This window comes from Rhizobium skierniewicense (assembly GCF_014196515.1).
GTDB lineage: Bacteria > Pseudomonadota > Alphaproteobacteria > Rhizobiales > Rhizobiaceae > Agrobacterium > Agrobacterium skierniewicense.
The window spans coordinates 92,362-104,828 of record NZ_JACIDV010000007.1 but is presented as its reverse complement, the minus strand read 5'-3'; the positions used below and the strand labels follow the sequence as shown (position 1 = coordinate 104,828).

The window sequence follows — 12,467 nt, the reverse complement described above, 5'->3', positions numbered from 1 at the left end:
CTCTGACCATGGCCCGCCATTGGTGTAATTATGGTTAATAAAATGTGTTGGCTTGTGGTTAATGAGAAATAAACGGTGCAATATCGCTGTCTATTCGCCTCACATCATAGCCTGCATGGCAAATTGCACGATGGGTGCCTCTGGATAAGTGAGCAAGCCCGCCGCAGCAATCGCAATGCCGTAAGGAACTTTGTCAGCGACGAGAAGCGAGTCTGGAACCGGAAGGCCGGTAGCCATAATCTGTTGGTGACGGGAGCGGATGAATAGAATTCCTATAGTCAGTATGCCACCGAAAACGGCAACGGCTACCATATAGAGTGCCAACGCTTGGTCAAAGCCAAACCAGACGGTAGATGCCGTCAAAAGTTTGGCGTCGCCTCCGCCCATCACGTTCAGCGCAAAAAGTGCGAAGCATGCGGCGAATACTGCAAGCCCAGCCAGCAGGCTCATGCTGATGCCTTGCCAACCCAAGTCCGTGAACGGCGAAACTATGACGAAGGAGCAGAAAAGGATCAAGGAAATCCGATTCGGTATCGTCATTGTAAAAAGGTCGGTTAGTGCAGCCAAAGCAAGACATATCGGGAGGATAAGGAATATTGATGCGGCTATCATAAATCACCTCCAGTACTAACCGATAAGTATCGGACTCTTTAAAATTTAAAGCAAAATGCCGCCCTAGTAAAAAAAGGGCGACATTGTGAGTCTGGTATTTACGGTCTGATCAACTACTGGTTGGCAGTCGTCAACTCGGTTCCAATATTGTTGAATAGAACAGTCAACTGAGTACCGACTGTTGTCGCGCCAGTGATGATGGCAACGGAAATCAGAGCTGCGATCAGGCCGTATTCGATGGCGGTCGCGCCGGACTCGTCTTTCATGAAGCGAGCGAAAATGTTTGTCATGGTTTGTCTCCTGAGACTCGTCGATTGTTGATCAGCACGCCGCCAACTGTTTGCCGTTGTTCGGTTGACGCCAAATTACAGACGGTCACTTTCCAATCGCTTAAAAAATTTCCTTAAGAAGTCGTAAACAGCCCATGTAATTTGGTGTAGTAAACAATATATCAAAGTAAAATATCGATTTTTACAGAACGGGAGACATGCTTATTCTCAAGGGTTTCGAGATGTTTTGCTTGCAGTAATATTTCCCGGGATGATGCAAGTCCCGTGTCATTATGATGCATTGTTATCACATAAAATCTATATTGGTGGTGCCTGCATTGCTGCGTCTCATTGTGGGATTTGTGTTTAACGGTTGATTCACCAATCCAGCGCATGATGTCCGGGATTAGAGACCGCGTGATGCGTCAACAAGGGCTGCCCATATCCATGTCATCCGTTTTCGTGGCCAGAATTGCTGTTGCGCTTGTCGTGCTTGCCGCGATACCGGCCACGGCGATGTCCAGCGAGGACGACATGTTGCGCGTTTCCATGAACCACGCCCGTGTCCTGAAACTGGATCGGCCGGTCAGCAAGGTCATCATCGGCAATTCCAAGGTCGCAGATGCGACGGTTGCGGATGCGACAACCATCGTCCTCACCGGACGAAGCTTCGGCACGACCAATCTGGTTCTTTTGGATAGCGACGGAAACGCCATCGTTGATCAACGCGTGCTCGTGTCCATCGATGAAGGCAACACCGTCCGCGTCTTCCGCCAGACCGCCCGCACGGTTCTGTCCTGCACACCCAATTGCGAAGAGCATTCCCCCAATGAGGGCTCGACTGGTAGCGGCCAGTAATCGTAACCAGCATATTCCGAGTGGATGATATCTGCTGCGACGAAGCCCCATCAAGCCAAGCGCGCATCAACGCAAAAAACGCCCGAAGGCGCTGTTTTTTGTGCGATTTTTTTAGCTAAGTGTCTGATCTGGCTAAGATCAAAAATGGAATGGTGCCCAGAAGAGGACTCGAACCTCCACACCCTTTCGAGTACCAGCACCTGAAGCTGGCGCGTCTACCAATTCCGCCATCTGGGCGACGAGGAGCCATGTACGGGGGCAGCCCTCTGGTGTCAACAAAGATTTTGAAGTTTTGTGACGATCATTGATTTTTCAGCGAAAAAATCGATGCGGCAGACCAATGGGCCAGACCAATGCCTGTTCTGCAAGGCGGGTGATTGCCTTAGATGTTCATCGAGAATCAGGTGTCCAGTCCTTCGTTTTTCGGCCTGTCGAGGTGGCCGAGGTCACGGGTAGGGTCTATCACATCTCGAACGCGCTGCTTGAGGTCTTTTACGCCGGGAAAACCGCCATCGCGTTTGCGCTCCCAGATGACGTTGCCGTCCACCAGGATTTCAAAACGCCCACCGGTCGCTGGCACGAGCGCGACTTCGCCGAGACCGTCGGCGAAGGTCTGCAGAAGCTCCTGCGCCATCCAGGAGGAGCGCAAAAGCCAGTTACACTGCGTGCAATAGACAATGGAAATGCGCGGTTTGGGGGGTGCGTCTGCCATGGTGCCCTCATTCGTCCTGCGCGGGATCATTCTTCAGTCGGCGCGGCTTTGCAAGGGGCGGTCGCTTGCCCTTTTCGTTGGTCGAGACATGAGGCGCTACGCGATCCGCTTGTAAAACAAAGTAGTGCCACAAAAAGCCCCGTCGGGGAAAAGCGCATAGTCCGGGATGACGCCTACGCGTTCCCAGCCAAACCGAGGGTAGATCGTCTCTGCGTCGCTGCCGGTTGCCGTATCCAGAACGAGAAGCGTTCTTCCGCGACTTGCGGCCTCTGCCTCCACATGTGTCATCAGCCGGCGCGAAAGGCCAAGTCCGCGTGCCGAACGGTGCACCAGAAGCTTCATCAGATCACCCCGGTGGGGCTGGTTGGGTTTGGAGGCAAGTCCGATCTGAACAGTGCCGACTGTCTTTCCATCCATCTGTGCCACGCCGTGGATCGTGTCGCCATGATCCACGGCCTCTGCCACGCTTTGCCAATAGGCCATCGCATCGGCGGGTTCGAAAGGCAGCATGAAGCCGACAGAGGCACCGCCATTGACGCAATCGGCCAGGATGTCGCAAAGGTCTGGCAGTGCGGCCAGTGTCTCGCCACCGGTTAATGTGCGGATGATCGTCATTCAAAATCTCCTGAAATATCAGCGTTTACGCTGGTCCAGCACCACGGCGTAGCGGGCGGGGGTGTCAGACGGGTTATGGAATGTGTGGCCTTCGCCAACGGGCATGAACAGGCAGTCCCCCTGAGACATCCGGTGCACTCCATCGCCCGTGGTCATTTCGAGCGTGCCCTCCAGCAACCAGACATATTGCGTCATGCCATGGCTGGCCGCATGCGGCGGAAAGCTGACTTGTGCGCGCGCGGGAAAATTCACCTCGACGATATCGACATCCGAGCCGACGCGGGGAGGGGAGATGGCGCGCCGTGTGTAGCCCGTATCCGGGTCCTGCCATATCGGTTGGTCCTGCCTTTTGATCAGCGGCGACACGGCGTCTTCATTCTTCGCGAAGAAACCCGACAGCGAAAGCCCGAATGCCGCGCAGATCCGGGCCAGAAGCGCTGCGGTGGGGCTGGCCTCGCCACGCTCGATCCGGGAGATCATGGCGCGGCTGACGCCGGATGCGTTTGCCAGTTGGTCGAGTGTCAGGTTGGCTTTCAAGCGCAGCTGTCTGATGCGGTCTGCGAGTGAACGTTCAAAGTTATCGTTTTCCATTATGTGATATTATAATTCTCTTATGGTGGAGTCAATGACCAGATATCGAGATATCCAGTGCCGTCACCATCCATCACGCTTTGCAGGTTGGAAAAAGCCCGATTTAAAAGGCTTTTAACCAAATTCCCGCTTTTCCAGCGCAAAGGCCCCTGCTATAGCGCGGGGCATGAGCACACATTCGACCCGCACCCCGCTTGACCATATCCGCAACTTCTCCATCGTCGCCCATATCGACCATGGCAAATCCACGCTGGCCGACCGGTTGATCCAGTCGACAGGTGGCCTTGCCGAGCGCGATATGTCCGAGCAGGTGCTCGACAATATGGATATCGAGCGGGAACGCGGCATTACCATCAAGGCACAGACCGTGCGCCTGCATTACAAGGCGAACAACGGCGAAATCTATGTGCTGAACCTCATCGATACTCCTGGCCATGTGGACTTCGCCTACGAAGTCTCGCGCTCGCTGTCGGCCTGCGAAGGCTCGCTCCTGGTGGTGGATGCGTCCCAGGGCGTGGAAGCGCAGACGCTGGCCAATGTCTATCAGGCCATCGACAACGACCATGAGATCGTGACGGTCCTGAACAAGATCGACCTGCCAGCCGCAGAGCCCGACCGCATTCGCGAACAGATCGAGGAAGTTATCGGCATCGATGCGTCTCAGGCCGTGCTGATTTCGGCCAAGACCGGCCTTGGCATCCCCGACGTTCTGGAAGCCATCGTCCACCAATTGCCACCGCCGAAAAGCGAGCTTGGTGAAAAGGGTCCGCTGAAAGCGCTGCTCGTGGATAGCTGGTACGATACCTATCTCGGTGTCATGGTTCTGGTGCGTGTGCTCGATGGCGTGCTGACCAAGGGTCAGACCATCCGCATGATGGGTACGGACGCGAAATATCAGGTGGAGCGCGTTGGCGTTCTGACGCCAAAGATGGTGGCTGTCGATAGCCTCGGCCCCGGCGAAATCGGTTTCATCACCGGCTCGATCAAGGAAGTGGCGGACACCCGCGTTGGCGACACCATCACCGAAGACAAGAAACCGACCGCCCAGGCGCTGCCGGGCTTCAAACCGGCTCAGCCGGTGGTGTTCTGCGGTCTCTTCCCGGTTGATGCGGCGGATTTCGAAGATCTGCGCGCTGCCATGGGCAAGCTTCGCCTCAACGATGCGTCCTTTTCCTTCGAAATGGAATCGTCCGCCGCTCTCGGTTTTGGTTTCCGCTGCGGCTTCCTCGGTCTGCTGCATTTGGAAATCATCCAGGAGCGTCTGGAACGCGAATTCGATCTTGATCTGATCGCGACGGCCCCTTCGGTCGTCTATCAGCTGACGATGACTGATGGGTCTGAGCGCGAGCTGCACAACCCGGCGGATATGCCGGATGTTGTGCGCATCTCTGAAATCCGCGAACCTTGGATCAAGGCAACGATCCTGACGCCGGATGATTATCTCGGCGGCATCCTAAAACTTTGTCAGGATCGCCGTGGCATACAGACTGAACTCACTTACGTCGGCAAGCGCGCCATGCTCACCTACGAGCTGCCGCTCAACGAAGTCGTTTTCGATTTCTACGATCGCCTGAAATCCATCTCCAAGGGCTACGCGTCCTTCGACTACCATCTGGACGGTTACCGCGAAGGCAATCTTGTGAAGATGTCGATCATGGTCAATGGCGAGCCGGTCGATGCGCTTTCCATGCTGGTCCACCGCACCGCAGCCGAAAAACGCGGCCGCGACATGTGCGAGAAGCTGAAAGACCTTATCCCGCGCCATATGTTCAAGATTCCGATTCAGGCGGCCATCGGCGGCAACGTCATCGCCCGCGAAACGATCTCGGCCATGCGCAAGGACGTCACGGCCAAATGCTACGGCGGCGACGCCACCCGCAAGCGCAAACTTCTGGACAAGCAGAAGGAAGGCAAGAAGCGCATGCGTCAGTTTGGCAAGGTGGACATCCCGCAGGAAGCCTTTATCGCAGCGCTGAAAATGAGCGACGATTGATATAAAAAGGGCGCCGCGGCGCCCTTTGTTTTGCGATTTTTCACCAGCTCTTTCCGGCAGGTAAGCCTCATGCCCGGAGGCAAGCGGTCTATGTCTGACGAATATATCAGTCCTATGGCTGTGTCTGCGTACCGCCGGTGTTCGGCGAAGCGGGAGCCGTGTTGCTTGGCGCGGCGGGCGTCATGGGCGCTGGCGTTGACGTCGTTGCGTCAGTGGTTGACGGGGTACTCATCTGCATCCAGATGAAACCGCCGACCAAGAGAACGACGATAACCGCTACCCACGGCGCCCAGCTAGCCGATTTGCGGGCTGCTGCGGGTGTTGTACGAAGCTCTGGACGGTCTGGACGAAGATTGGGGTCACGGGGCAGGTTTGGATCGAATGTCATGGTGTTTCTCCTCTTCCTATCAGATAAAATACAATTTTGCGTGATTGGTTCCGGAGATCTATAAGGGGTGAAAACTGGTAGCTCTATGATGTCGCGCGCGCGATATCGATTGCTTCCTGCAAAACCTCTGTGAATTTTGGGTCGTCGCATTGTGAGATATTGAACCGCATGTGTGATGACGCGCTTTTCGACTGACTGAAGATATTGCCTGGGGCGAGGACAACATCTTTCGAGAGGGCAACTCGAGCGACAGCTGCCGCATCGACACCGTCAGGCAGGCTGCACCACAAAAACAGACCCGCCTGCGGCTCGATCCATGGCTTGATGTCAAGCGTGCGAAGCCGTGCTGCCGTTTCCATCCTTGTTCGCGACAGTCTGACTTTCACCGCTTCCATGTGACGCCTGTAGCCGCCATCCTTCAGCGCGGCCAGGACCAGTGCCTCGCAAAGCTGGTTGCCGGAAAAACTCGTGGCGATCTTGAGGTCTGTCAAAGGCTCTATCCACCTTTGTGGCGCGGCGATGTAGCCGCAGCGAACGGACGAAGAGAGTGTCTTGGAAAAACTGCCGATCTGCACGACACGGTTCAGCCCATCGAAGGCCGCAAGTCGCGGTGCTCTATGGTCTTCGAAATCCGCAAAAATATCGTCTTCAATGATCGTCAGTCCGGCTCTTTCCGCCAACATCAGCACCCGATGCGCTGTGACCGGTGAAAGAACCGCGCCGGTTGGATTATGGATCGCAGAATTGGTTATGTAGAGGCGCGGCTGATATTCGTTCAGCACCTGTTCAAACGCCGCCACATCAGGTCCGGACGGCGTGTACGGCACGCCGATGACCTTGACCCTATGGGCGCGCAGGAGAGCGTGGAAGTTGAAATAGCAGGGGTCATCGACCAGGACCGTCTCCCCTGGCTCCAGCAGGAAACGGCAAAGCAGATCTATGGCATGCGTGCCGCTATCGGTCAGCATGATGTGTTCCGGTGCAGCATGTACGCCGTTTTCCGACAGTCGCCGTGCCAGCAGTTTCCTCAAGGATAGAAGTCCGAGCGGTGTGCCGTAGTCGGTCAACAGGTGTGGATCTGCGCGTGCCACGGTGCGCATGGCTCGGCGCATTGCCTCTTCCGGCATCCATGAAGGCGGCATCCAGCCACAACCGGGCTTGATCATGCCGTCCTGACCATCGAGCGCAAGGCGCGAGACCCAGAAGGGATCAACCGCGCGGTCGAGCTTGGGGCCGATCTCGGCTAGAGACAGTGGAGCCAAAGCAGCGACGACATAGAATCCCGATCCGGGCCGAGATTGAAGGACACCCTCTGCAATCAGTCGTTCATAGGCTTCAACGACGGTTGAGGTTGAAACCTGCATTATCTTTGCAAACGCACGCACGGATGGGAGTTTTGCCCCCGCCGCAAGGCTGCGTGAAGAAATTCGCTGCCTGATTTCCATCATCACGCTAGTGATGCGCGGCGCGCGATCACCAGGTTCAGGTGCCGTTGAACTCATCTGTATCGCTCATGTTGCCATAACAGTTTTTACAAACTGTATCGTACTGTCGCTATCAGTACCATCCGTTCCCGCCCATACCTTTATGGCAACGGAGTATTCAAATGGACCGGAAGTCGAGTGGTTGGTGGAGCGGATTTTTGGGCGTGGTGATTTTCAGTGGCTCTTTGCCTGCAACGCGCTTGGCGGTCTTGGGGTTCGACCCCGTATTTCTGACCTTGGCGCGAGCCAGTATTGCAGGACTGCTCGGCGGAGCGCTTCTCATGGTTTTTCGACAGAAGCGTCCCGCGCGGCCCGACATGCTGTCCCTGGCCATCGTTTCGCTGGGTGTCGTCGTCGGCTTCCCGTTGCTGACAGCCATGGCGTTGCAGCACATCACCTCAGCCCATTCTGTCGTCTTCATCGGCCTGCTGCCATTGGCCACGGCCATATGTGCCGTTGTGCGAGGAGGTGAGCGCCTGCCTTTGACCTTCTGGCTGTACTCATGTGCGGGAAGTGCACTGGTCGCGGGCTTCGCGATGACACAGGGCGGGTCGGCATCGCTGGCCGGCGATCTCCTAATGTTGGCGGCCATCGCGCTTTGCGGCATTGGCTATGCGGAGGGTGCCACCTTGTCTCGCAGGCTTGGCGGTTGGCAGGTCATTTCGTGGGCGCTGGTTTTGTCGCTGCCCATCATGCTGCCGCTCGCGCTCTTCACCCTGCCAGCAACGTGGAGCACGATTGGAGTTGCCGCATGGGGAGGGCTTGTCTACGTGTCGCTGTTCAGCATGTTGATCGGCTTTATCTTCTGGTATCGCGGACTGGCGCTGGGCGGCATCGCAGCCGTTGGCCAGTTGCAATTGCTCCAGCCCTTCATGGGCCTTGTGCTGGCAGCAAGCTTGCTGGGCGAAATTGTCAGCATCCCGATGCTGCTGACAACCGTTGGCGTCGTGGCCTGTGTCGCCGGCGCGAAAAAATCCGCGACGAAGCCGCAGCCTGATTAGCCCTTGCCACGGCGCGATGTCCAGCGAAGCCAGCTTTCCTCGTTGCCGCTGAAGACGTTGAGGTCGATTTTGCCCTCCACGCCATGGGACAGGCCGGAGCCGGAATATTGCCAGAACATCCATTTGCGATCGGGATAGACCTTGGAGGGATGCTGGGCGACAGCGCGCAGCCAGAAGGGATAGTTCAGGAATTCGCCCGACAGGTGGTCCTTGTAGAAATCCGGTGCCGTGTAGATGATCGGGCGTTGGCCGTAATGGCGTTCCAGCATGTCCATGAAGACCTGCATTTTTTCCAGAACCTTGGCGCGTGGCAGGCGCATCTTGCAGCTGGATTCGCCATTATATTCCACGTCGATGACGGGCGGCAGCGCATCCGGATCGCGCGGGACGTTGCGAATGAACCAGTCCGCCTGCTGGCTTGCGGGACGGCACCAGTAGAAGAAGTGGTAGGCGCCCCTGCGTAGTCCTGCGGCCTTGGAGCGGTTCCAGTTGGTCTTGAACATCGGGTCCAGATGGTCGCCGCCATCGGTCGCCTTGATGAAGGCAAAGTTCGCACCGCGTGATCTCAGCCTCTCCCAATCGATATTGCCCTGCCAGCGAGACACATCGACGCCATGCACGGCGAAATGCCGTGGCGTAATCTTGCCGAAATTGATCGGCTTGGCATCGCTGAAGTTGGACCGGAAGATGCGGGAACGTACGGCTGGGCCGGCATTGATGGCGGGTGCGGCAGCCATGGCCATCTGCACCGACGCCTCGTCTGGAAGTCCGACACCAGCTTGTGGCGACATGGATGTGTCGATCTGAGGCACGACACGGCGCGGCGCAGCCTCTTGATCGAGAGCGGCAAAAGCTTTGGGTTCCTGCGGAACCGGTCCGCCCCAGGCCAACACCTTCTGGGCAGGTTCGGCCCGAAGTGGCGCGCGCGTCTGGCCGACACTGGCCTGCGGCACCGGTGCCGAAGGCGTGACCGAACTCGTCGTTTCCTTGGAAGGAATTCCCGCCATCAGGCTTTCCGGCCCGGAACTGGACGTACATCCCGCAAGGGATAGGCAGGCTAGAAGAATGGCTGGCACTGTCGATCGATACATGAGAATCCGTACGCAAAACAGACGGGAAAGCACGAGATGCACCACCCTGGAACCGTGAAAAAAGATGACTAACGACAAATTATCAAAAAAGGCTGAATCCAACCTTTACGATGGGAAAATCACGAGAAAGACGAGATGACGTTTGCGTGAGACGACGTTGAGGGTGACAGCAAAAAGCGCGGACGAAACCGCCCGCGCTTACGTTCTGGATTTCCGTTCTGGCGTCAGGCAGCGCGCCGGTGATCTCGCGTGCTGTCAAGGCGGAACTGCTCCAGCAGACCGAGCAACTGATCCGTCTCTTCGTTCAGCTGTTCGCTGGCTGCACTTGTCTCTTCCACCATCGCCGCATTCTGCTGTGTCAGCAGATCCACTTCACCCACGGAGCTGTTGATCTGCTGCATGGCAACCGATTGGTCCTGCGTGGCCTGCGTGATCTGCCGGACATGGTCGCTGACATCGGAAATCTGCGTGCCGATCTGTGCCAGCGCTTCGCCGGTCTGGGTCACGAGGCTGGAACCTGCGGCAACCTCCTGGTTTGAAACGGCAATCAGCTGACGGATTTCCCTGGCAGCTGCGGCCGATCTTTGCGCCAGCTCGCGAACTTCATGGGCAACGACGGCAAAGCCCTTGCCCGCCTCACCGGCGCGTGCGGCTTCGACGCCGGCATTCAGAGCCAGCAAATTCGTCTGGAACGAAATGGAATCGATGACCTCGGTAATGTTGCCGATGGTCTTCGATGCATTCTCGATCCGCTCCATGGCCGATATCGCATTGCCGACGATGACGAGAGAATCATCGGTGTTGCGGCGGGTCTTGTCGACAATGGTGTTGGCTTCACGGGCACGGTCCACGGCGTTACGCATATTGGAATTGACCTCATCCACGGCTGCCGCCGTTTCCTCCAGCGAGGCAGCCTGACGTTCCGTGCGACGCGCAAGATCGACGGCAGATTCCGACATTTGCCGGGCGTTGCCCCTGATGGCGCCGACATTTTCCAATATGCCGCCCATGGTTTCGCGCAATCGCAGCATGGACTGGTTGAAATCGACGCGCAACTGCTCGAGACGATCACTGAAAGGGGTGTCGATGGTGGTGGAAATGTCGCCTGCGGACAGTCGCTTGAGACCGTCGGCCAAAGCGGCAACAGCAAACTGGATCTGGCGATCCAGTTCTTTTCGTTCGGCATCGTTCAACTGGCGGGCCGCTTCGGCGGAGGCGCGCTGTTCCCGCGTGGAGGCTTCAAGACGGGTGCGCTCTTCGGCATTTTCCTTGAAGACTTCAAGCGCACGCGCCATATCGCCGATTTCGTCGTAACGGTTCTTTCCATCCAGCGGAATGTCGATCTCTCCCTTTGCCAGACGTTTCATGGCGCTGACGATACCGAGGATCGGTCCCTTGAAGGTCATGACCAGACCAATACCGGCGAAAATCGCGACGAGCACACCGATGACCATGGCGGACAGAGAGATATCATTGGCCTTGCTGCGCTCGGTATCGGCGGCGGTGCGCTGCTTTTCTGCAAACGACGTGAGGCTTGCCCAAACGTTGCGAATTTCGTCTTCCGCCATGCCAAACGCAACCTTGCGCTGCTGGGAAATGGCAAGAAGCGCGGTCGCGGAACCATCCAGCTTGGTGGCCAGACCATCGATGGCCTTGGCGCTGTTGCGTGTAGCGTCAGACATCTTGGTGTCACCAGTCATTTCGCCGGTGGAAACATTCAGGCGAAAGGCAGCATCGCGGAAGGTCTCGAGCGCCGCCTTGCTAGGTGCGGCCACATATCGCACCATTTCAAGTTCGAGATTTCTGGCGTCGTCGCCAATCTGTCGGGCGGTCGCAAGGAAGGCCGTTGCCTGTTCGATAGGCTGGTCGAGCTTGCCGAACACTTCGGTTGCCTGCCGTGATTTCACGGAGGCAAATCCCTGTAGGCGAATGGTCGCTGGGCGCATCAGGTTCACGACGCGGTCTATGGCCCCGACGGTGGCGTCATTGACCACACCGATGTCCAACTGCGCGCGGATCTGCGTCACGCCATCGGCAAGCTGGTCGACAATCATCTTCTGATCGACATTGGCGATGGCGACAAGTTCCTTGACGGTACTTTCCAGTGTGCCGATGGCAGCTTTTACGACTGCGGTCTTTTCGTCAGGCGCCGTGACCTTGTTGAAGTCGGTGACGACGGTTGCGATGATGGTAGCGCCGCGGTTCAGCTTGTCGGCTTCGCGCAACAGCAGCTTGGCTTTCGCCTCATCTGTTTGCAGCGTACTTCTGATGTTTGTGGCGTTGGCCAGAAGACCGTTCAGCTCGCGGGTGATGGTTACGAGATCGGCGCTCATTCCGGCGCGCAGGGTCTGTTCCTGATTGTGGCTGGTCCAGAGCTCATCGACCTGCTTGTCGATGGTTGCTGTGCGCTCGATGGCTTCTTTTATTTCCGGAGAATTGCCGTCTTCGGTTGCACGCAGAAAATTGGCCTGCTCTGAAAGCTGGCGGTGCAGCGCCGCCCGTGTATCATCATTAGTATTGCTGAGAAACGATGTCATGCCGCCATAGACTTCCTTGAATCCGGTCAAGGATTGCAGGATCGTGTTGGAAACATCCATGCGGCTTTGAAGCAGGTTCGATGCGTATAGTCCCGACAAACCGACAGCCAGAATACTGGCAACGAATGGCGCGATGAACACAATGACCTTGGTTTGTATCTTAAACCGCGCCAGCAAATTATCGATGATCATTAACTTTCCCCAAAGCCCGCTTCTGAACTGACGTCCCCGTTTCTCGTGGGATCGTCGTGTTTCAACTTGTGCAACCGAGGTTTGAAAAAAATGTTAAGACCGAAGGGCTTGGCGATAGATGAGC

Annotated in this window: 12 protein-coding genes and 1 tRNA gene; 3 read left to right on the top strand and 10 right to left on the bottom strand. The window is 56.8% G+C overall.

What is annotated here, in order from left to right; all coding sequences use genetic code 11:
* Positions 1–99 precede the first annotated feature (99 nt).
* Positions 100–612, bottom strand: a complete 513-nt coding sequence (locus GGQ73_RS12780) for an A24 family peptidase (RefSeq protein WP_183896669.1) — start codon at positions 610–612, stop codon at positions 100–102.
* A gap of 113 nt (positions 613–725) precedes the next feature.
* Positions 726–902 carry a Flp family type IVb pilin gene (locus tag GGQ73_RS12775; protein ID WP_183896668.1) on the bottom strand — a complete coding sequence of 59 codons (177 nt, stop codon included), beginning with the start codon at positions 900–902 and terminating at the stop codon, positions 726–728.
* Positions 903–1,397: 495 nt separating this feature from the next.
* Here GGQ73_RS12775 and GGQ73_RS12770 point away from each other — a divergent pair, with 495 nt between their 5' ends.
* On the top strand, positions 1,398–1,739 hold the full coding sequence (locus GGQ73_RS12770; RefSeq protein ID WP_234900158.1) for a pilus assembly protein N-terminal domain-containing protein: 342 nt from the start codon (positions 1,398–1,400) through the stop codon (positions 1,737–1,739).
* Positions 1,740–1,889: 150 nt separating this feature from the next.
* On the opposite strand, the gene GGQ73_RS12765 is transcribed toward GGQ73_RS12770, so the two are convergent.
* The 4 genes from GGQ73_RS12765 to GGQ73_RS12750 form a co-directional block, all read right to left on the bottom strand.
* A tRNA-Leu gene (locus GGQ73_RS12765) sits at positions 1,890–1,976 on the bottom strand.
* 163 nt (positions 1,977–2,139) lie between these two features.
* Positions 2,140–2,451, bottom strand: coding sequence for an Rdx family protein (locus GGQ73_RS12760; protein WP_183896667.1), 312 nt, complete (start codon positions 2,449–2,451; stop codon positions 2,140–2,142).
* Between the two features lie 96 nt (positions 2,452–2,547).
* Entirely contained in the window at positions 2,548–3,066 is a 519-nt protein-coding gene (locus tag GGQ73_RS12755) for a GNAT family N-acetyltransferase (RefSeq protein ID WP_183896666.1), read from the bottom strand.
* 18 nt (positions 3,067–3,084) lie between these two features.
* Positions 3,085–3,657, bottom strand: coding sequence for a helix-turn-helix domain-containing protein (locus tag GGQ73_RS12750; RefSeq protein ID WP_183896665.1), 573 nt, complete (start codon positions 3,655–3,657; stop codon positions 3,085–3,087).
* A 154-nt stretch (positions 3,658–3,811) separates the two neighbouring features.
* On the opposite strand from GGQ73_RS12750, the gene lepA reads away from it, so the two are divergent.
* Positions 3,812–5,650: a translation elongation factor 4 gene (gene lepA, locus GGQ73_RS12745; RefSeq protein WP_174151946.1), complete on the top strand. Its 1,839-nt coding sequence runs from the start codon at positions 3,812–3,814 to the stop codon at positions 5,648–5,650.
* Positions 5,651–5,762: 112 nt separating this feature from the next.
* Here the strand turns inward: lepA and GGQ73_RS12740 are convergent, their stop codons facing one another.
* Together GGQ73_RS12740 and GGQ73_RS12735 are read right to left on the bottom strand one after the other, a co-directional pair.
* Positions 5,763–6,038 (bottom strand): hypothetical protein, encoded by a 276-nt coding sequence (locus GGQ73_RS12740; RefSeq protein WP_183896664.1) that lies wholly within the window; start codon positions 6,036–6,038, stop codon positions 5,763–5,765.
* 83 nt (positions 6,039–6,121) lie between these two features.
* Positions 6,122–7,540 (bottom strand): aminotransferase-like domain-containing protein, encoded by a 1,419-nt coding sequence (locus tag GGQ73_RS12735; protein WP_210290113.1) that lies wholly within the window; start codon positions 7,538–7,540, stop codon positions 6,122–6,124.
* Positions 7,541–7,644: 104 nt separating this feature from the next.
* On the opposite strand from GGQ73_RS12735, the gene GGQ73_RS12730 reads away from it, so the two are divergent.
* Positions 7,645–8,523: a DMT family transporter gene (locus GGQ73_RS12730; protein WP_183896663.1), complete on the top strand. Its 879-nt coding sequence runs from the start codon at positions 7,645–7,647 to the stop codon at positions 8,521–8,523.
* Here the strand turns inward: GGQ73_RS12730 and GGQ73_RS12725 are convergent.
* Together GGQ73_RS12725 and GGQ73_RS12720 are read right to left on the bottom strand one after the other, a co-directional pair.
* On the bottom strand, positions 8,520–9,614 hold the full coding sequence (locus GGQ73_RS12725; RefSeq protein ID WP_183896662.1) for a glycoside hydrolase family 25 protein: 1,095 nt from the start codon (positions 9,612–9,614) through the stop codon (positions 8,520–8,522). The two genes, GGQ73_RS12730 and GGQ73_RS12725, sit on opposite strands and share 4 nt — an antisense overlap.
* 224 nt (positions 9,615–9,838) lie before the next feature.
* Positions 9,839–12,343, bottom strand: coding sequence for a methyl-accepting chemotaxis protein (locus tag GGQ73_RS12720; protein WP_183896661.1), 2,505 nt, complete (start codon positions 12,341–12,343; stop codon positions 9,839–9,841).
* Positions 12,344–12,467: the final 124 nt, after the last annotated feature.